Origin of the sequence: Comamonas koreensis (genome assembly GCF_014076495.1) — a bacterium.
GTDB lineage: Bacteria > Pseudomonadota > Gammaproteobacteria > Burkholderiales > Burkholderiaceae_C > Comamonas > Comamonas squillarum.
The window spans coordinates 3,307,249-3,325,811 of record NZ_CP043575.1 but is presented as its reverse complement, the minus strand read 5'-3'; the positions used below and the strand labels follow the sequence as shown (position 1 = coordinate 3,325,811).

Annotated in this window: 17 protein-coding genes and 1 pseudogene; 3 read left to right on the top strand and 15 right to left on the bottom strand. The window is 63.8% G+C overall.

Going from position 1 to position 18,563, the window contains the following annotated elements:
• Positions 1-32: 32 nt before the first annotated feature.
• From F0Q04_RS15080 to kdgT, 7 genes are all read right to left on the bottom strand, one after another.
• The gene (locus F0Q04_RS15080; RefSeq protein ID WP_182341762.1) at positions 33-527 is read right to left on the bottom strand and encodes a hypothetical protein; all 495 of its coding nucleotides are present in this window, start codon (positions 525-527) and stop codon (positions 33-35) included.
• Positions 520-1,953 carry a TAXI family TRAP transporter solute-binding subunit gene (locus F0Q04_RS15075; RefSeq protein WP_420093962.1) on the bottom strand — a complete coding sequence of 478 codons (1,434 nt, stop codon included), beginning with the start codon at positions 1,951-1,953 and terminating at the stop codon, positions 520-522. The genes F0Q04_RS15080 and F0Q04_RS15075 overlap by 8 nt, the downstream gene beginning before the upstream one ends.
• Before the next feature lie 42 nt (positions 1,954-1,995).
• A complete protein-coding gene (locus tag F0Q04_RS15070; protein ID WP_182341759.1) occupies positions 1,996-3,018 on the bottom strand; it encodes a P1 family peptidase in 1,023 nt (340 codons plus the stop codon).
• Positions 3,019-3,132: 114 nt separating this feature from the next.
• The gene (locus F0Q04_RS15065; RefSeq protein WP_182341756.1) at positions 3,133-3,444 is read right to left on the bottom strand and encodes a hypothetical protein; all 312 of its coding nucleotides are present in this window, start codon (positions 3,442-3,444) and stop codon (positions 3,133-3,135) included.
• Between the two features lie 189 nt (positions 3,445-3,633).
• Entirely contained in the window at positions 3,634-4,479 is an 846-nt protein-coding gene (locus tag F0Q04_RS15060) for an ureidoglycolate lyase (RefSeq protein WP_182341753.1), read from the bottom strand.
• A 97-nt stretch (positions 4,480-4,576) separates the two neighbouring features.
• A complete protein-coding gene (locus F0Q04_RS15055; RefSeq protein WP_021025908.1) occupies positions 4,577-5,338 on the bottom strand; it encodes an SDR family oxidoreductase in 762 nt (253 codons plus the stop codon).
• Positions 5,339-5,413: 75 nt separating this feature from the next.
• On the bottom strand, positions 5,414-6,445 hold the full coding sequence (kdgT, locus tag F0Q04_RS15050; protein WP_116924035.1) for a 2-keto-3-deoxygluconate transporter: 1,032 nt from the start codon (positions 6,443-6,445) through the stop codon (positions 5,414-5,416).
• 255 nt (positions 6,446-6,700) lie between these two features.
• On the opposite strand from kdgT, the gene kduD reads away from it, so the two are divergent.
• Both kduD and kdgR read left to right on the top strand, forming a co-directional pair.
• Positions 6,701-7,528 carry a 2-dehydro-3-deoxy-D-gluconate 5-dehydrogenase KduD gene (gene kduD, locus F0Q04_RS15045; RefSeq protein WP_182341749.1) on the top strand — a complete coding sequence of 276 codons (828 nt, stop codon included), beginning with the start codon at positions 6,701-6,703 and terminating at the stop codon, positions 7,526-7,528.
• 40 nt (positions 7,529-7,568) lie between these two features.
• Positions 7,569-8,420 carry a DNA-binding transcriptional regulator KdgR gene (kdgR, locus tag F0Q04_RS15040; protein WP_232539359.1) on the top strand — a complete coding sequence of 284 codons (852 nt, stop codon included), beginning with the start codon at positions 7,569-7,571 and terminating at the stop codon, positions 8,418-8,420.
• A gap of 54 nt (positions 8,421-8,474) precedes the next feature.
• Here kdgR and F0Q04_RS15035 read toward each other — a convergent pair whose 3' ends face one another.
• Positions 8,475-9,149 carry a phytanoyl-CoA dioxygenase family protein gene (locus F0Q04_RS15035; RefSeq protein ID WP_182341746.1) on the bottom strand — a complete coding sequence of 225 codons (675 nt, stop codon included), beginning with the start codon at positions 9,147-9,149 and terminating at the stop codon, positions 8,475-8,477.
• Between the two features lie 10 nt (positions 9,150-9,159).
• Positions 9,160-10,124 (bottom strand): annotated as a pseudogene (locus F0Q04_RS15030) (LysR family transcriptional regulator).
• Positions 10,125-10,304: 180 nt separating this feature from the next.
• Here F0Q04_RS15030 and F0Q04_RS15025 point away from each other — a divergent pair.
• Entirely contained in the window at positions 10,305-11,522 is a 1,218-nt protein-coding gene (locus tag F0Q04_RS15025) for an MFS transporter (protein WP_182341741.1), read from the top strand.
• Positions 11,523-11,597: 75 nt separating this feature from the next.
• Here the strand turns inward: F0Q04_RS15025 and F0Q04_RS15020 are convergent, their stop codons facing one another.
• From F0Q04_RS15020 to arfB, 6 genes are all read right to left on the bottom strand, one after another.
• A complete protein-coding gene (locus F0Q04_RS15020) occupies positions 11,598-12,614 on the bottom strand; it encodes a TonB-dependent receptor domain-containing protein (RefSeq protein WP_182341738.1) in 1,017 nt (338 codons plus the stop codon).
• A gap of 12 nt (positions 12,615-12,626) precedes the next feature.
• A complete protein-coding gene (locus tag F0Q04_RS15015; protein ID WP_182341735.1) occupies positions 12,627-13,733 on the bottom strand; it encodes a TonB-dependent receptor plug domain-containing protein in 1,107 nt (368 codons plus the stop codon).
• 330 nt (positions 13,734-14,063) lie between these two features.
• Positions 14,064-15,332, bottom strand: a complete 1,269-nt coding sequence (locus F0Q04_RS15010) for a DUF11 domain-containing protein (protein WP_182341732.1) — start codon at positions 15,330-15,332, stop codon at positions 14,064-14,066.
• A 430-nt stretch (positions 15,333-15,762) separates the two neighbouring features.
• Positions 15,763-17,181, bottom strand: a complete 1,419-nt coding sequence (locus F0Q04_RS15005; RefSeq protein WP_116924026.1) for an ATP-binding protein — start codon at positions 17,179-17,181, stop codon at positions 15,763-15,765.
• Positions 17,178-17,927, bottom strand: coding sequence for a response regulator (locus F0Q04_RS15000; RefSeq protein ID WP_116924025.1), 750 nt, complete (start codon positions 17,925-17,927; stop codon positions 17,178-17,180). Before F0Q04_RS15000 ends, F0Q04_RS15005 begins: the two co-directional genes overlap by 4 nt.
• 73 nt (positions 17,928-18,000) lie before the next feature.
• On the bottom strand, positions 18,001-18,417 hold the full coding sequence (arfB, locus tag F0Q04_RS14995) for an alternative ribosome rescue aminoacyl-tRNA hydrolase ArfB (protein WP_116924024.1): 417 nt from the start codon (positions 18,415-18,417) through the stop codon (positions 18,001-18,003).
• Positions 18,418-18,563: the final 146 nt, after the last annotated feature.

Sequence of the window (18,563 nt, the reverse complement as noted above, 5' to 3'; positions counted from 1 at the left end):
ATATAAGAAATCGTCGGCAACCTCAGGACTGACTACAATGAACCTTTACAGCTACCATCATCCATAAGGGGCATAAACGTCACAGTGGTGTGTTGAGCTTCAAAATGCACCATTTTTACATCGATGCCTTGGTCCTCAAAAATGCTTATTGCTTTTGATAGATTATCTTTTCGGACTGTGATAACAATGCGATTTATTTTGTAGTCAATCTGCGATCCGGCGATATATTGGTTGTTATTGAATTTTTTAATAACAACCTGATTGTAAAAACTACGCAGCTCCGCCGTGCTGTATTGAACATAAACGATATGCAGCATTTGCTGAATCTCTCGATCCAGCTCTACCGGTGATGTCAGTCCCAGCACCAATTTGCCATCTTTGCCCAGCCACATGCCTGCGTATTTGTCTCCGGCTGCTTTAAAAATTGCGGCGCATTGGCTTTCCGTTGGGGCGAAAGGGGTAAATGCATTGGCAGCAGGATGGGCGGCGAGCAGGGTAAGGGCAATGGCGGCTGTAGTTCTATGCATGTGAATTAGCCAGGTGATCGGTGTTTTCTGCATTGTTCGCGTGGGCTGCGCCATCTCTACGCCCCTGCTGCTCCAGCTTCTGCAGCACCCAATGAATATGGCTACGCAGCGCATACAACTCATCCGCATACGACAGCGGCACGGTGATCTTCTCGACCTTGCGGCTCAGCGCCAGCAGCTCGGCCTGGATGCTGGCGCGGTCGGGCTCGGGTTGCTCCATCTCGTGCTCGATGGCGCGCAGCTGGCCGTACCACTTGAAGACACGTGAGCGCACGCGGAACTGGTAGAGGGGCGGTACGACACGGGATAGCGGCAGCATAAAGGCCAGCAGGACACCCAGCACCAGCCACATGCGCTCGACCAGGTTGGCGAGCCAGAAGGGCAGGTAGCGCTGCAGCAGGGGGGCGGGTTCGTTGATGGCGCGCACGCCTTCGGGGGCGACGGCCAGTTCGCTGCTGCGGGTGTTGGGAAAGTCGCGTGCCCGGTTGAACCAGCCCGCCTGGCTGTGGATGCCCTGCGAGGCCTGGGCGAAGAGCTGCTTGATGGCGGGGTGGGTGTCATCGCGGGCCAGCAGCGAGGTGGTGGAGGCCAGCAGGTGCACGTTTTGCGGCGGCACATTGGCGGCAAGGTCGACAATGCCGCGCGGTAGGGTGACGGGGCTGAGGAACCTGAACTTGCGGCCATAGGCCTCGTTTTGCGGAAAATCCATCAGCTGCACGCCGGGGGTCTTCAGCAGCATCTGCACCATGGGCGATTCGGGCGCGGAAACCAGCACCAGTGCATCGATCTTGCCATCCAGAAACGCGACGGTCGCAGGCGTCTCAGCCAGGTGCGACACACGCAGCTGGGCCAGATTCAGGCGGTTGGCCTCCAGCAATTGGTTGAACAGATTGGGCACGCCGCTGCCGGCGGTGCCGACATTGACACGCCAACCCGCCAGTTGCGTCAGATTGCTCAAGTGGGCGCGTTTGGTCAGGCGCTGCGCAGCATCGCTGCGGTAGAACAGCCAGACGGGCTCGACAAACAGCGCGCCCAGCGAGGTGAGGCTGTCGAGGTCGTCCTCGGTCAGGTCGGCGGTGCCGCCTTGCACAAAAGCCAGATCGACCTTGCCCTCGCGCAGCAGCTGCAGGTTGTCGAAGGAGCCTTCGCTGCCGACGAGGTCTACCCGGATCTTGTTCCTGGCCAGGGGCGTGCGGTACTGCTCGCCAAAGCTGGCGTAAGCGCTTTGGGCCGGGCCGGTGGCCAGCTTGACCTGCGAGGGCGGGTTGGGCTTGAGCCACCAGTAGGCCCCCACGATCAAGGCCACGGCCAGGATGACCAGCGGGCCGCCGGAGACCAGCGCATCGCGGATATTGAGCACCAGGGTGATCAGGGTTTGGCGCAGCCCGTAGGCTTTTTGGCGCATCGACGTGGAGCGGTCACCCATGGTGTGTGGCGGGCTGCCTGCGCAGCGCAGTTGGAATGGCGCCTACTGTAAATCAGCGGCGCAGGGCAGGTGCAAGGCCTTGTGGTTTTCTCCGGCATCGATTTGTAAACGATTGGCATGCAGCACCGCCTGCAAGGTGGCCTGGGCGACCGCTTCGGCGGCCATCGTGGCCAGCACCATCATCCCCAGGCTGCGCCCGGCGGCGCCAGTACCCAGGCAGAACAAGGTGTCGCCGTCGGACATGGTGTGCACCGGGTTGATGGCGCGCGCCAGGCCATCGTGGCCCACGGTGGCCAGGCGGCTGGCCTGCGCCTTGGTGATGGCGGCATCGGTGGCGATCACGCCGATGGTGGTGTTGGTGCCCGCCAGCAGGGGCTGGGGCGGCTCGCCGCGCAGCAGCGCGCGGCGCGTGTCGATGAGGCCCAGACCATCGCGGGTGCGTGCGCCAGCCACCACCTGGGCGGTGTCCGGGTGCAGTACATCGCCCAGTGCATTGCAGGCAATGATGGCGCCCACGGTGACGCCATCGACGGTGACGGAGGCCGTGCCGATGCCGCCTTTCATCGCCCGCTGGATGCCAAAGATCTTGCCTACGGCTGCGCCGGCCCCCGCGCCCACATTGCCTTGCGCGGGCATGGCGCTGCTGGCGGCCTGGCAGGCGGCATAGCCGGCCTGGGCATCAGGGCGGATGCGCATATCGCCCACCAGCACATCAAACAGCACGGCTGCAGGTACCAGCGGAATGCGGCCCACGGAGATATCGAGGCCTACGCCTTGCTCTTCGAGCCAGCGCATCGCGCCGCTGGCCGCGTCCAGGCCCCAGGCGCTGCCGCCCGCCAGCATGATGGCGTGTACGCGCTCGACCAGGTTGGTGGGGTGGAGCAGGTCGGTTTCGCGCGTGCCGGGTGCGGCGCCGCGCACATCGACGCCGCCCACCGCCCCGGCCTTGGCCAGGATGGCCGTGCAGCCGGTGGGGCGTCGTGTGTCGGTGAAATGGCCCACTTCGATGCCTTGCACCATGGTGATGGAGCCGGCCGAAGCGATAGAGAGGGGGGAGGAAGACATGGCCCGATTGTGGGCCAACTGGGCTTGTGGCTGTGGAGGCAAAGACAGCGGGCTGTCAAACAGGTGTCTGACAGCCCGCAAAGAGGGATGGGCAGGAGTGCGAGCGCAAGCCGATCAGGGGCGGATGACGATCTGCGGGCTGATGACAATGGCCTCGGGCGGGCGGGGCGCCACCAGCACCGGGGCGGCATAGACGGGCTGCGGCGCGGGTGCGTAATAGGCGGCTGGGCGGTCATGGCAGCGGCGCTTTTCCTTGTATTCGCCATTGCGCTTCCACTTGCGCTCCACCTTGCAGTTGCCGTCCCAGAACTGCTCCTTGTGTTCCTTGCGGTGGTGGTGGCGGTGGCCGCCACCGTGGGCCCAGCTGGCATCGGCCAGGCAGGACAGTGCCAGCGCAGTGAGCAAAGGGGTCAACAAACGGTTCATGGCAGGGGGGTGGAGTTGTGGTGGATGCTGGCAGCTTAGCGGAAAATTCTGTATCAAAAGATGAGCAATGGTTGCTTTGTACATCAGCTCTAGTGGCTGTTTTGATGGTGTAAATCTATGGCGATGGCAGCTACGATTTTTCCATCTGTAAGCACCCGTTGCCGCGCTGGCGCCGGGTGCTGCGCGTCATCAGGCGTTGACGGTGGTTTGCTGCTGCTCTCCCAAGCCTTCAATACCCAGGCGCATCGTCTGGCCAGCTTTCAGGTAGACAGGGTTTGGCTTGATGCCCAGGCCCACGCCGGGCGGCGTGCCGGTCGAGATGATGTCGCCCGGCTGCAGGCTCATGCACTGGCTGACGTAGGCGACGATCTGCGCGACGCTGAAGATCATCGTCTTGGTGTTGCCGTTCTGAAAACGCTTGCCATCCACATCCAACCACATCGACAGGTTTTGCGGGTCCGGCACTTCATCGCGCGTCACCAGCCAGGGGCCGATGGGGCCAAAGGTGTCAAAGCCCTTGCCCTTGTCCCAGGTGCCGCCGCGCTCGATCTGCCATTCGCGCTCGGACACATCGTTGACCACGCAGTAGCCGGCCACATGCTCCAGTGCCTGCGCTTCGGTGATGTACTTGGCGGCCTTGCCGATGACCACGCCCAGCTCGACTTCCCAGTCGGTCTTGCTGGATCCACGGGGGATTTCGACAGCATCGTTGGGGCCGCAGATGGCACTGGTCCATTTGTTGAAGATCACGGGTTCGGTCGGGATGGCGGCTCCCGATTCAGCGGCATGGTCGGCGTAGTTGAGGCCGATGCAGATGAACTTGCCCACCCTTGCCACGCAAGGGCCGACGCGCGGCTGGCCAGGCACTGCTGGCAGCGTGGCCGGGTCGATCGCGCGCAGGCGGGCCAGCGCGGCGTCGCCCAGGTGTGCACCTTCTATATCGCTGAGCACCCCCGAGAGGTCGCGCAAGGTGTTTCTGCTGTCGAGCAGGCCGGGCTTTTCCTGGCCCACCGGGCCGTAACGCAGTAATTTCATGTCATCTCCAATGGATCAAATTGCATGCAGGCGCCAGTCTAGGTGCCTGCAGCTAGGGCTGCTGTCGCGCAGCGGTAAAAGTGGGGGCTGGCGGGTTTTAGTTGGACCAGCCGCCATCAATCACATGGGCCTGGCCGGTGGTAAAGGCCGCCTCGTCCGAGGCCAGATAGGCCACCAGCGCGGCAATCTCCTCGGGCTTGCCGACGCGGCCCATGGGCTGGCGGGCCACAAAGGCGGCGCGCACCGCGTCAACCGACAGGCCATCGTGCGCTGCCTGGGTGGCGATGCGCTGGCCGAGCGATGGCGAATCGACGGTGCCCGGGCAGATGGCATTGCAGCGCACGCCCCGGGTGCAGTAATCGGCAGCGATGGACTTCGTCATGCCGATGACGGCTGCCTTCGACGCACTGTAGGCAAAGCGGTTGGGCACGCCCTTGATGCTGGAGGCGGCCGAGGACATATTGATGATGCTGCCCCGGCCGCGCTGCAGCATGCCCGGCAAAAAGGCGCGGATGCTGCGGTACATGGCTTTGACATTCAGGTCAAAGGCAAAGTCCCAGTCCTCTTCGCTGCATTCGAGCACGCTGCCGGCATGCACAAAGCCTGCGCAGTTAAAGAGGATGTCTATGGGGCCGAGCACTTCGGCCAGTGTCTGGATCTGGGCGCTGTCGCGCACATCGAGCTGGCGCGCATCGAGGCCCGAGCCTGCCAGCGGGCCGATATGCAAGTCGGTGGCAATTACGCGCGCACCTTCGGCTGCCAGGCGCTCGGCGCTGGCGCGGCCAATGCCTTGCGCCGCTGCGGTCACCAGGGCCACCTTGCCTGCCAGGCGGCCGGTGGAGACGGAAGAATGGGTCATGGAGTCAGTCCTGTGAAAGATGCCTGGGCGCGCTATGGACTAGCGCGCCAGGCGAGGGGGTAAAGCTGAGTACGCTTAGAAGTGCCCGTCCTGCGCCAGCTTGGGCGGGCTGCCAGCGGCGCTGGTTGGCGGGGTGGGTGCTGCCACCGATGCCTGCGGGCGGCGTCCATACTTGCGCGCCCACATGGCCGTGAGGATCGGCACCAGAATGGCGGTCAGCAGGCAGGCGGTGGCGGTGATGGCGGTGGCCGAATCGGCCATGGACTTGAGCTCGGGCACCATGGTGCCGATGATTTGCGGATTGGCAACAGCTGCACCAGCGGTGGACGAGGCGGCCAGCCCCGCAGTGCCATTGCCGCCGCCAATGTACTTATCCGCCAGGATCAGCGGGATGCCGGTGACGATGATGACGGCCACGCCGACAAACACACCGGTAAAGCCGCTCTTGGCGATGACACCCAGGTCAATCGAGCAGCCCAGCGCAAAGCCGAAGAACGGAATCAGCGGATGCACGCAGCGGCCAAAGAACTCGCGCAGGTTCGCATCCAGGTTGCCCAGCGCAAAGCCGATCAAAAACGGCAGCACCGCGCCGGCAAACAAGCGTGGCTCAAAAACCGCGACGCCGGTGGCGCCCAGAATCAGCATGCTGACCAGTGGGCCCGACTCGATGGAGGTCAGCACAAAGGCGCCGGCCTCCTCTTGCGTGCCGTATTGCTGCATCAGCGCGGCATACAGCCCCCCATTGGTCATGTCCATCGCGGTGACCAGCGCGAGCACCGAGAGGCCGGTGAACAGCCCCGTCTGGATGCCGCCGGCCGGTAAAAAGCGCGTGGCCACCATCGCCACCACCCAGGCGACCAGGATCTTGGTGAGCACCAAGGTGCCGGATTTTTTCAGCACCACGCCGGTGGCCTTGAGGTTGATCGTCGCCCCCATGCAAAAGAACCAGACCGCGAGGATCGGCACGGTGCCGGTCATCAGCCCGTTGGTGAACGAGCCAAAGTACTTGCCGGCATCTGCTGCAAAGGTGTGCACGCAGGCGCCCAGCAGCAGGGGAATCAGCATGAGCCCGCCGGGCACACGCTCAATGGTTTTCTGGATTTCCATGTCTCGCTCCTCACACTTTGGTGGTGGTTTGTTATCGCTTGTAGAGGTGTTGTCCGATGACTATCGTGGCAACCGGGACAGTGTTCCATAAATTTAAATTCAAAAAATAGCTGGTAAACCCTTTGTTTTTTGCTATTCATAAAAATTTACGGAACAGTGTTCTGAAAAACAAAAAATGTGTTCCAATGGTTGCCATATCTCCCGGTCAGCCCGCGTTTTGGCGGGCCGCTTTTGTACCCATTGCATTCACCAGCCATGTCCGATTCATGCTTTGCCCCAGCGCCTGTCGCTGCCCCCGCCAGCCCCCGCCACCCTTTTGATCTGCAGGGGCGGGTAGCGCTGGTGACTGGCTGCAATACCGGCATCGGTGCGGGCATTGCGGTGGCGCTGGCGCAGGCGGGGGCCGATATCGTGGCGCTCAACCGCAGTGAGGCCAGCCAGACGGCAGCGCAGGTGCAGGCGCTGGGCCGGCGTTTTATCGCGGTGCAGGCCGATCTGTCTGACACGGCGGCCATAGGCGATGCGCTGGCCCAGGTGCTGGCGGCCTGCGGGCAGGTCGATATCCTGGTGAACAATGCTGGCATCATTCGCCGTGCGGATGCGCTGGACTTCACGGAAGAGGACTGGGATGCGGTGATGAACACCAACCTCAAAAGCCTGTTCTTTCTGTCGCAGGCTGTGGCGCGCCATATGCTGGACTGCGCCGCACGGCAAGGCGCGCAGTGGCAGGGCGGCAAGATCATCCATATCGCGTCGCTGCTGTCGTTCCAGGGCGGGGTGCGTGTGCCGTCATACACAGCAGCCAAGAGCGGTGTGCTGGGTTTGACCCGGCTGATGGCCAATGAATGGGCCGGCAAGGGCATCCATGTGAATGCGATCGCGCCAGGCTATATCGAGACCAACAACACCGAGGCACTGCGCCAGGATGCAGGCCGCGCCGGTGAGATCCTGCAGCGCATCCCCGCGGGCCGCTGGGGCCAGCCGGCGGACCTGGGTGGCGCGGCGGTATTTCTGGCCTCCAGCGCGGCCGACTATGTGCATGGCCATACCTTGGCCGTCGATGGCGGCTGGCTGGCCCGATAATCGAGGCCATCCACACAGCCCAACACAGAAGGACGGACCGATGAGCGAGAGCCCCGCAGCCATGGACAAGACCGACACCGTCGCCGCGGTGGAGAAAGCCTTTGCCATTCTGGAATGCCTGGGCAACCAGCGCGATGTCAGCGTGACCGCGCTGGCCCAGCAGCTGGCGCTGTCCAAGTCCTCCGTGCACCGGCTGCTGCAAACCTTGAAGGCGCTGGGCTATGTGGCGCAGGATGGCGAGTCCGAGCTGTACCGCGCCACCTTGCGGCTGTTTGAGCTAGGCGGCAAGGCGCTGGAGAACACCGACCTGGTGCGCGAGGCCGATGAGGAGATGCGCCGCCTGGGGGCGCTGACCCGCGAGACCATCCACCTGGGCGCGCTCGATGAGGACGCGATCATCTACATCCACAAGATCGAATCGGATTTTGGGCTGCGCATGCAGTCGCGCATTGGCCGGCGCAAGCCCTTGCACAGCACTGCCATTGGCAAGGTGCTGCTGGCCTTCATGCCGGCCGAGCAGGCGCGGGCGCTGCTGTCGTCGCAGCCGCTCAAGCTGTTCACGCCCCGCACCTTGAGCTCCGTCGATGCCGTGATGGACATCCTGCCCCGCGTGCGTGCGCAGGAGGTGGCCGAGGACGACGAGGAGGCCGAGCCCGGCCTGCGCTGCATTGCGGTGCCGGTGTTTGACCGCTTTGGCCATGTGATTGCTGCGCTGTCGGTGTCTTTCCCGGTCATGCGCTGCGGCGCAGATACGCCGCATTACTACCGCACACTGCTGAAAACCGCCAGTGCGGCGATCTCGCAAAAGATGGGCTGGCATGCGCCGCACATTGCCAAAGATGCGAAAGATGCAGAAGGCGAGCCGATCAGCACAGGCGACGCGCCGCTTTAACGCGGCTCGCGCTGCCTGGGTTCAGCCGGGCACCAAGCGGGTATCAAGCTGGCATCAGGCAGATGCCAGCACAAAATCGCCAGGCGCGTAGCGCGCGCTGGTATCCATGCGCACCTGGCGCAGCGCTGCGGTTTGCTGGTGCGCGTCGTACAGCCCTTCGGCGGCATAGTTGATCAGCAGGCTGCGGCGGTGCGCGCCGCTGGGGTTGAGGCTGGCGGCATGCAGCAAGTCGACATCAAACACCAGAATATCGCCGGCCTGGCCGGCGATCTGAATCGCCTGCGATTCGTCATGCTCGCTGCGCGCAGCTTCTTCTGCGTTGGGGCGGTGGCTGGCCGGGATCAAGCGGGTGGCGCCGTTGTCCGGCCCAAAGTCATCCAAAAAGGCCAGCGCGCCCACAGTGTCGCCCGGCCGTTGGTTGGACAAGTCACGGTGCAGGCGCTGGTAGCCGCCACCACCAATGGGCTCGCGCCCTTCGACCTGCGACAGAAAAAAGCGCTCGCCAATCAGCACACCCGCAGCGGCCAATAGCTGCGGCAGCTGGCACACGGCGAGTATCTGGGGGTTGTCATCGACCAGTGCATGGCGCCAATCCCAGCCCCGGGGCACGGGCCAGTGGCTGGTGATGCCCGCATCAAAGGCCTCGCGCAAACCCGGCAACCAGGCGACTGGGATGGCCTGGCGCAGCAGCACATAGCCGTCGTGCTGGAGCTGTTCGCATGCGTCCATGGTCTGCCTTTCAAGCTGCGCGGTCGGGTGGGGAAGGGGCAGCAGGCAGTATAGCCAGTGGAGCCGGGGTGTGGCCTGGGGTGCCGGGCGCGCGCAGTGGCAGGGATGCGGCCATGCAGTCGATAAACACCCGCAGCCTCGGTGCCAGCTGTTTGCTCGATGACCAGAGCAGCCGAAAGCTGCCTTCATGGACCACCTGTGCGTCCAGCACAGTCACCAGCTGGCCGCGTGCGATGGCAGCGCGCACCATAAAGTCCGGCAGGCAGGTAATGCCCAGGCCCGCAATGGCCGCTTCCATCAGCGCCGATGTGGTGGTGCAGACCATGGACGTGGGCAAGCTCCAGGCGGCAGCGCCGGCGTCGGCGCGCAGCGGCCAGGGCTCCAACTTGCCGCTGCTGGGAAAGCGGTGCTGCAGGCAGGCATGGGTGGCCAGGTTGGCCGGCTGCTGGGGCGTGCCACGCGCTGCGAGATAGCTGGGGGCGGCCACCAGCTGCAGCGCAAAGCTGCCCAGCACCCGCGACACCAGCCGCGAATCGGCGGCCTCTCCAGTGCGCATCACCACATCAAAACCTTCCTCGATCACATCGACCAGCCGGTCGCTGAAATCCAGGTCCAGGGTAATGGCCGGGTAGCGCTGCATAAAAGCCGTGAGCGCAGGCATGACCAGCGCATCGACCTGCGGCAGGCTCACCCGCAAGCGCCCGCGCGGGGACTGCCAGGTCTCGGACAGCTCCAGCTCTGCGGCCTCGACCTCGCACAGAATGCGGCGACAGCGCTCCAGGAACAGCGCGCCTTCGGCTGTCAACGTCATGCTGCGGGTGCTGCGTGGAACAGCCGCACGCCCAGGCGCGTCTCCAGCCGGCAAATGCTTTTGCCCACGGCCGATGCAGAAACGCCCAGCACGCGCCCGGCTGCCGAATAGCTGCGTGCATCGGCCGCTTGCACAAAGACGGCGATACCACTCAATGCGTCGATGGTGGATGTTGCTCCTGTCGCTGGTTGATTGCGGACAATTTGTCCGATATGTTTTGAATCTCGGCATTATTGTCTTGCACAGGCAATCCTTGCACCATGGCGGCTCATTGTTTTTCATTCGCCCCAGGCCTGCCAGCCCGCTGGCCAGCGCGGGCTTGTACAGGACTTTCCGGTTGTGCCATGGCAGATTCTTCTTCGCTTTCCTCTCATCCATCCCCCCATCTTGAACCCAGCTGCCCACCCCAGCGCGGCGGCCTGCCGCTCGCATCGCTGCTGGCGCTCGCACTGGCGGGCTTTGTCACCATCCTGACGGAGGCCTTGCCCGCCGGTTTGCTGCCGCAGATCAGTGCCGGGCTTGGGGTGTCGCAGGCGATGGCCGGGCAGCTGGTCAGCCTGTATGCGATCGGCTCCTTGGTGGCGGCGATACCGCTGACGGCGGCCACTCAGCGCATGCGCCGCAAGCCTTTGCTGCTGGCGGCCTTGGCAGGATTTGTGCTGGCCAACAGCATCACCACGGTGTCGGGCAGCTACGCGCTCACCTTGCTGGCCCGCTTTGTTGCCGGGGTGGCGGCAGGTCTGCTCTGGGCCTTGCTGGCCGGTTATGCCACGCGCATGGTGCCGCCACACCATAGCGGGCGCGCCATTGCGATGGCGATGCTGGGCGCGCCGCTGGCGCTGTCGTTGGGACTGCCACTGGGCACCTGGATGGGGCAGCACCTGGGCTGGCGCCTGTGCTTTGGCAGCATGAGTGTGCTGGCGCTGCTGCTGATGGCCTGGGTGCAGCTGCGCCTGCCCGATTTTGCCGGCCAGCCCGCCGGCCAGTCCTTTGGGCTGGGCCAAGTGTTCCGCCTGCCTGGGGTGCGGCCGGTGCTGCTGGTGGTCTTGGCCTATGTGCTGGCGCACAACCTGCTCTACACCTATATCGCGCCTTTGCTGGCCCCTGCCAACCTGGGCGCACAGATCGACCGGGTGCTGCTGGTGTTTGGGCTGATGTCGGTGATGGGCATCTGGATCACCGGCCTGCTGATTGACCGCCATCTGCGTGCGCTGACGCTGGCGAGCACGGGGCTGTTTCTGCTCGGCGCCGTGTTGCTGGCGCTCGCGATGGAGCAGCCTGCGGCCGTTTATCTGGCCGTGGCCGTCTGGGGCCTGGGCTTTGGTGGGCTGCCGCCGCTGCTGCAAACGGCCTTGGCCAAGAGCGCCGGGCCAGCCGCCGATGTGGCGCAGTCGATGCTGGTGACGTCTTGGAACCTGGCGATTGCCGGGGGCGGCATGGCCGGTGGCGTATTGCTGGCCCAGTGGGGCGTGGCGGCCTTCTCGCCAGCGGTAGTCCTGCTGATGCTGCTGAGCCTGGCAGTGGTGCTGATGGCCAAGCGCCATGGCTTTGCAACGGCCTAGCCCTGACAGAGCTACGCATGGAAAAAGGCGCTGAGATGTGACCCTCAGCGCCTGGATTTTGGAACCTGAACCGGCTTAGAAGCTGGCCGTCAAGGTTGCAAAGAAACGGCGGCCGGGCAGGTAGAAATTGTTGCCCACATCGCGGTTGCCGCTGGCATGGCGGTCAAACAGGTTCTTCACGCCAGCGTTGATGCGCAGCGCCTGGTTGATGCGGTAGTTGGCAGCCAGGTCGTACAGCACATAGCTGTTCTGGATGCGCTGCTCGCCAAAGTTGGAGTTGTCGGCCAGGCGCTGGGCCAGGCCCATTTGCTTGCCCACCAGCTCGGCGCCCAGGCTTAGGCCCAGGGCAGTATTGACCTGCCAGTCCAGCACCGAGGAGCCGCTCCATTTGGAGACGGTGGTCAGCGCCACACCGGTGGTCTTGTTCTCGGCCTTGAGCATATGGGTCAGGCTGTTGTTCCAGGTGATGGTACGGCTGAGTGGCACGCGCAGATTGGCTTCGAGCCCGCGCGTGATGGCCGCGTCGACGTTCACATACTGGGCCCAGTAGTTGCTGCCGCCCGTCAAGTAGCCAATGCCTTGCGAATCGATCTTGTCCTTGAAATCGGTGTTGAAGAAGGTCAGGCCCGCTTGCCAGCCTTCATGCTCCCAGGCGGCGCCAAACTCCCAGTTCTGCGAGGTCTCGGGCTTGAGGTCGGAGTTGCCCCGGATGCTGCAACCGCCGCCGGTGTAGCCGGCAAAGCCGCAGCCCGCGCCTTGCGACTGGCTCACAAAGTTCTCGTTCGACTGGCGCAGGTTGGGCGCGCGGAAACCTTCGGAGTAGCCGCCACGCAAGGTCCAGGCAGCGCTGGGGTGGTAGACCAGGTAGGCGCGCGGGCTCACGTGAGAGCCATAGTCGTCATGGCGGTCACCGCGCAGGCCCAGTGTCAAGGTCAGGTTGTCGCGCAAAAAGATCTGGTCTTCGACAAACAGCGCCTGCGACTTGGCCTGCTTAAAGCTGAGGCCGACCACGCCCGCCTCATTGGCAACTGAGCCCACCGAGTTCGGGTTGTCCAGCTCCTGGCGCTGCCACTGCCCGCCCACGGTCAGCATCTGGTCAAAGCCTCATTTGAAGGGCATGGTCACCGAGCCGTCGAGGATCAGGTCTTCCGAGACCGAATGCGTGCTGTAGGTCTGGGTGGGAGTGCCGCCGGGCACGGGCACCAACTGGCCGTTTTCAATGCGCGGGGCGGTCGTCTCGTTGCTGTACTTGCTGTGGCTGAGCGAGAGCTTGGAGCTGCCAAAGCTGTACTTGCCCTGGTGGGTCAGGCTGGTGCTTTCGCGCTCCATGTTCGATGGACCACGGGTGGTGGCAGCCGCTGCAAAGCCGCCGGGGTTGCTGGTGGAGGGCGAGGGGCCGCCCAGGGTCTTCCACTCGGCGCGCTGCACATCCAGGCTCAGCTTGTGCTGGTCGTTGATGTCCCAATGCAGGCGTGCACCTAGGGACTGGCGCTTGGCGCCTTCACGCCCGCCGCCCCAGCGGAAGGCCGTGGTGCCGTCTTCCAGGCCACTGTCTGCCTGGCGGTAGGTTTGCTGGCCATTGAGCTGCAGCTTGAAGCCATGGCCCAGCGGGCCGCTGATGTTGAATCCACCGCTGTAGTCATTGCCACGGATGGATTCGGGATTGATCTCGGCACCGGCCGAGACCTGGCCGCCCCATGTGTCGCCGCCTTTTTTGGTGATGATGTTGATCACGCCACCCATTGCGTCCGAGCCGTAGAGCGAGGACATGGGGCCGCGCACCACTTCGATGCGCTCGATCGCCTCGGGCGCAATCCAGTTGAGTTCATTGCGGGAGTAGCGGTCAAAGGTCTCGCTGGAGCTGCCCACGCGCACGCCATCCACCAGGATCAGGGTGTACTGCTGGGGCAGGCCACGGATCTGGATGCTGGTGTCGCCATCGGGCGTGGTGGCTTGCGTGAGGCCCGGCACGCGGCGCAGCACCTCGTTCAAATCCGTGGCTGGCACGCGCGCTATGTCTTCTGCGGTCAGCACCGTGAGGCTGGCCGGCGCATCCTTGACGGCCGTGGCCGTCGCAGCCGCCGTCACGGTGATCGTGTTCAGCGTGGTGCCGGGCTCCGTGTTGCTTTGCGCCAATGCGGCCGATGACAGGCACAGGCCTGCGGCCAGCGCAATGGGAAGAAGGGGGAATGAAGCAGCGGGATGGGACATGACAACAAACAGATGCGGTAAGACGGCCTGCAGGCGGCGCAGCCGCGGGCATTGCCGGGCGGGCCAAGGGTATGCAGAGCGGAGCCGGCTGGCGTGGACGCGGCGCAGAGCCGATCACGCTGGCTGGGTGAGCAAATGAATTCGCAATCAGAATCATTTGCGATGCATGTGGCTGGCGTTTGCCTGTTTGTGTCAGTTTGTGACTTTACGTGCTGTTAGATTGAGGACAGGCAGCGTGTGCTTCATCTGCGGGGCTGCTGCTCGCGAAAGAAACGGAAACGCCCCCACAGCGTTGGCTGAAGGGGCGTGACGGGCAAGAAGGTGCCGACGTTACACAGAACCCTGAGACCGCACTTTGCGCGCTCCCAAGGCCGCCAGCAATCCGCCCAAGGCCAACAAAGCCCACGGAGCATCTGCGGGCACAGGGGTAGGCGCTGCCGGCTCGGGCGTGACAGGCTTGACGACGGTGATGCTGGCCGATGCCGCGCATTGAGCGGCAGCCGCGCCCCCAGACGCTGCAGAGCACTGTGTGGTTGCGGCGTCTGGCGTCGCTTGGACCGTGTTCGTCAGCGAGCCTGGCGTTGCATTGGCGTTAACGCTGGCTTGGAGGGTGAACGTCAGCTGTCCGCCAGCCCCTCCTGCTGTCGCGGCGGGTGGCAAAGCCAGATTGCTGAGGTTGAGAGGACCGGTGCCGCTGCTGGGGACAGGGCAGCTCGCCCCATTGGCTGCCGTGCAGGCCCATGCGTTCAGGGTGATATCAGCGGGTGGGGTGTCTGTCAGTTGCGCAACAGTGGCATCTTGCGAGCCTTGGTTGGTCAGCACAATGTCGTAGCTGAATGTGCCGCCTACGTTGACTTGGCTCGCACTGGCGGTTTTGGTGATGTCGACCGTCGTGGGATTGCACACAGCCGTGGGCTCAGCCTGCACCAGCAAACCGGTCACCCAGCCATAGTCCAGAACCTGAAAAACGATTTCGTTCAAGCCGGGTTTCCAGTCCTGCGTCAAGGTGCGCGAGACGGGTGGCGTGGAAAATGTCGAGCCCGGGCTGATGACCGGTGCGTAAGTGCTTTGGGCGACGCCGTTGACATAGATCTCTGTCGCGACATCATCCACCAGGTAGGACAACTGCACCGACAGATCCGCCGGATTGACCGCAGGGTCCAGGTTGAACTGGTACCGGTAATAGCCCCAGCGTTGGGAGGCCGCACCACTAAAGCCCATTGGCGAAACCCAATTGGCATTGGCGTAGGGCGACGTGCTCCAGGGCGATGTCCAATAGACCGTGAGGGGCCCCCAGCTGGCTTCAGGTATTGCGCTCAACGCGATCGAAGGGTTGGTGACCGGCCTGCCTGCAAACGCGAATTTCCACGATGGCTCTGCGGCGCCTTGGGCCAAAGCGCCACCGGTTGACGCGTCATGTCCAGTGCTAAAAGCGTCCGATGACGAACTGCATGACACCGTGGGCAGTGCCGCTTGTGCCTGCACGTTGAATGACGACAACAGCGCAGCAAACGCAATGAGCAGTCCGGTTGCCGAGGGGAGCACAGCTGCATGGATACCCTTACCCCCGGGCATGTTTGAAGAAACGTGGAACTTCACAATATGACTTTCTGTTGGAATATCTACGCGATGCGCAACCGTATGACTAAGCGGCGCGCTTGGCGGTCGAGATTCTAGGCTTCTAGGTGCCCAGAGATCGTGTATTGAACTTTGTTGTCACTCGTCTGCTTATTGTAATGATGGTGACAAAATGTGTCCATTGTCTGTTTGGTTCCTTGATGGCTGTTGTGCTCTTAAATGAACAGCATTAAGGCCAAATACGTGGGGCGCATTCGGTGGACATAGAAGAGAAGACAGCAGACTGCCTGGGATAGTGTGTGCTCTACGTCAGACAGTTTTGCGAAAGGCCTTTAGCGACGCCGTGTTGAAATTCGATAGTTCTGTACGCGCTGTGTCGCCCTGTTGTCGCCTGAGTGTCAAGCGATGTGCTGATCTCTTCGGCGCCTGGAGTGCTGGCTTTGACAGGGCCTCAAGCCGGCAACTCAATCACCGCCCTTAACCCACCCTCGCTGCGGTTATGCAGCTTCAACTCGCCCCCATGCGCCCGCACGCATGAGCGCGCAATCGCCAGCCCCAACCCAAAGCCACCCGTCTCCCCGTTGCGGGCGACCTCCAGCCGGCTAAAGGGCCGAAAGGCCCGCTCCATGTCCTGCGGCGCAATGCCGGGGCCTTCGTCTTCGATTTCCATGCGCAAGCTGCGCGCCGTGCCAGGGTCAGCAGCATCCGGCACGGTCATCTGGACTTGCACACGGCCATAGCGCGCGGCATTGTCGATCAGGTTGGCGAGGGCGCGCTTGAGGTGGGCCGGGCGGCAGCGGTAGCTGATGCTGGGGGGCGGCGTCCAGTCCACCTGGCGGCCCAGGCTACGCTGCTGCTCGACGACTTCGCCGACGAGCGCATCCAGGTCTACCGGCTGGGTGGTTTCGCGCATCGCGTCGTCCTGGGCAAAGTGCAGGATTTCTTCGACCATGCTGTGCATCTCGTTGATGGTGCTCACCATCGCCTGGCGCAGCTCGTCATCGTCCACCAGCTCGGCGCGGATGCGCAGCGAGGTGAGGGGGGTGCGCAGGTCGTGGCCAATGGCGGCGACCATGCGGGTGCGGTCGTTGACGACGCCGAGCAAGCGGTCCTGCATCTCGTTGAAGGCTTCGATGATTTCGCGCACGCCTTCGGGCCCTGACAGCGGCAGGTGCGCGGAGCGCTCGCCCCGGCTGATGCGCTGGGCCGCCTCGGTGAGCATGCGCAGCGGCTGCATGATGCGCCGGCCAAACAGCACCGCAATGACGATGATGGGCAGCATGCCCACGGGGATGGAAAAACTCAGCACCCGGCTCCAGTGGCTGAGCAGCATGGTGGGCAGGTGCCAGCTGCTGAGCCACTGGCCATCGGGCAGGCGCACATCGACATGCAGCATCCAGCTGCCATCTTCTTCGAACGCCGGACTCAGCAGCGCGAGGATGTCCTGGTCCACATCGCCGGCCTGGCTGGCGGCCAACGGCGAGCGCATGCGCAGATGGATGCGCACCGGCGGGTCTGCAGCGTTGGCGCCCGCATCCAGGCCCAGGCGCTCTTGCAGCCTGGCGGTGAGCTTGGCTTCCTGCTCGCTAACGGGTTGGCCGTCGTCAAAGGGGCGCGCTCGGATGCGGAACTGCGAATCGGGCAGGCTGATGCTTTGCACCAGGCGCTGGGCCGATTCAGGGCTGCTCTCCAGCGCGCGGTAGGCGGCGGTGACCCGGGTCTCGATGGTGTGGGCCGACAGCGGGTGGACCACGTCACTGTCCTGGCGCAGCCAGGTCAGCAGCAAGACGGCGACCAGGTGGGCGACGACCAGGGCCAGCAGCAACAGCGCGAGCAACTGGCCGGCCAAGGTGCGCGGCAGCAGCTTCATGGCGCCAGGCGGATGTTTCTGGCCGCCAGCAGGTAGCCGTCGCCGCGCACGGTCTTGAGCATGCGGGGCTGGCGCGGGTCCGATTCGAGCTTCTTGCGCAGGCGGCTGATCTGGGTGTCGATGCTGCGGTCAAAAAATGCGGCGCCTTCGCGCTGGGTGAGGTCCATCAATTGCTGGCGGCTGAGCACGCGGTTGGAGTTCTCCAGCAGCGCGCGCAGCAGATGGAACTCTGCGGTGGTCAGCGGCACGGGGCTGAGGCCGGGGTCCTGCAGCTCGCGCGTGGCGAGGTCAAAGGACCAGCCTTCAAAGGTGTAGCGCTTTTCTGTCAAGGCTTCTGGCGCAGCAGCCGTTTGCGCCGCATCGTCTGCCCGTCTGCGGGCACCGCGCCGCAGCACGCTGCGCACCCGGGCCACCAGCTCACGCGGGTCAAAGGGCTTGAGCACATAGTCATCAGCACCAATCTCCAGGCCCGCCACCCGGTCGGCCTGGTCGGTCATTGCGGTCAGCAAGATGACGGGGGTGCCGATGTGCTCGGCCACAAAGCCGCACAGCGACAGGCCGTCCTCGCCGGGCAGCATCACGTCCAGGATGATGAGGTCGTAGCGGTGCTCCTTGAGCAGCTGCCGCATGGCGAGGCCATCACCGGCGGTGTCGACATCGAAGTCATAGCGGCGCATGAAAGTGGCAAGAGGGTCGCGGATGCTTTGGTGGTCATCGACGATCAGGATGCTGCGTCGCACATTCATGAAAATACAGGCGTTGGCCAATGAGATTACTTCTTATTATCACCGGCCCTTCGCCAGTGGGCGCGGTGCATGGTCAATCCCGCACCCGGCCGCGCTGGGCTTTGACATTGGCACGCAGGCTTTTGCTTTGCAGGCGGCGCTGCTGCGAGCCCCAGGTGGGTTTGGTGGCGCGGCGCTTGCGCGGCTCCACCGCCACGCTGGCGACCAGCGCGTTGAGGCGCTCAAGCGCATCCCAGAGGTTTTGCTCCTGGGTGCGGTAGCTCTGCGCCTTGATGACGACCACCCCATCCTGGGTGATGCGCGAATCGGCCAGCGCGAGCAAACGGGTCTGCACGGGCTCGGGCAGGCGCGAGGCGCGCACATCAAAGCGCAGGTGGATGGCGCAGCTGACCTTGTTGACGTTCTGCCCACCGGGCCCCTGGGCGCGGATGGCCGTCCACTGCACATCGGCTTCGTGCAAGGTGAGGGCGGAGGACAGGGGCGTGGTCATGGCGGGGACAGCGGTAAAAAGGATCAAAAGCGCAAAGCAAAGAGCGGGCTGGGGTTTCACAGCGCTGTCGTGCGGCGCTGGCATAACGGGCATTGACACCGTATTTTGCGGCAGCTGCGTGCTATGGCTCAACAATTCGCTGGGCC

What these genes read in the sequence shown, in the direction of transcription:
- F0Q04_RS15020 (WP_182341738.1), bottom strand. Translation starts at nt 12,614, where the DNA reads ATGCTGACCGTGGGCGGGCAGTGGCAGCGCCAGGAGCTGGACAACCCG.
- F0Q04_RS15070 (WP_182341759.1), bottom strand. Translation starts at nt 3,018, where the DNA reads ATGTCTTCCTCCCCCCTCTCTATCGCTTCGGCCGGCTCCATCACCATG.
- kdgT (WP_116924035.1), bottom strand. Translation starts at nt 6,445, where the DNA reads ATGGAAATCCAGAAAACCATTGAGCGTGTGCCCGGCGGGCTCATGCTG.
- F0Q04_RS15060 (WP_182341753.1), bottom strand. Translation starts at nt 4,479, where the DNA reads ATGAAATTACTGCGTTACGGCCCGGTGGGCCAGGAAAAGCCCGGCCTG.
- F0Q04_RS15080 (WP_182341762.1), bottom strand. Translation starts at nt 527, where the DNA reads ATGCATAGAACTACAGCCGCCATTGCCCTTACCCTGCTCGCCGCCCAT.
- arfB (WP_116924024.1), bottom strand. Translation starts at nt 18,417, where the DNA reads ATGACCACGCCCCTGTCCTCCGCCCTCACCTTGCACGAAGCCGATGTG.
- kduD (WP_182341749.1), top strand. Translation starts at nt 6,701, where the DNA reads ATGTCCGATTCATGCTTTGCCCCAGCGCCTGTCGCTGCCCCCGCCAGC.
- F0Q04_RS15005 (WP_116924026.1), bottom strand. Translation starts at nt 17,181, where the DNA reads ATGAAGCTGCTGCCGCGCACCTTGGCCGGCCAGTTGCTCGCGCTGTTG.
- kdgR (WP_232539359.1), top strand. Translation starts at nt 7,569, where the DNA reads ATGAGCGAGAGCCCCGCAGCCATGGACAAGACCGACACCGTCGCCGCG.
- F0Q04_RS15075 (WP_420093962.1), bottom strand. Translation starts at nt 1,953, where the DNA reads ATGGGTGACCGCTCCACGTCGATGCGCCAAAAAGCCTACGGGCTGCGC.
- F0Q04_RS15055 (WP_021025908.1), bottom strand. Translation starts at nt 5,338, where the DNA reads ATGACCCATTCTTCCGTCTCCACCGGCCGCCTGGCAGGCAAGGTGGCC.
- F0Q04_RS15000 (WP_116924025.1), bottom strand. Translation starts at nt 17,927, where the DNA reads ATGAATGTGCGACGCAGCATCCTGATCGTCGATGACCACCAAAGCATC.
- F0Q04_RS15035 (WP_182341746.1), bottom strand. Translation starts at nt 9,149, where the DNA reads ATGGACGCATGCGAACAGCTCCAGCACGACGGCTATGTGCTGCTGCGC.
- F0Q04_RS15015 (WP_182341735.1), bottom strand. Translation starts at nt 13,733, where the DNA reads ATGTCCCATCCCGCTGCTTCATTCCCCCTTCTTCCCATTGCGCTGGCC.
- F0Q04_RS15065 (WP_182341756.1), bottom strand. Translation starts at nt 3,444, where the DNA reads ATGAACCGTTTGTTGACCCCTTTGCTCACTGCGCTGGCACTGTCCTGC.
- F0Q04_RS15025 (WP_182341741.1), top strand. Translation starts at nt 10,305, where the DNA reads ATGGCAGATTCTTCTTCGCTTTCCTCTCATCCATCCCCCCATCTTGAA.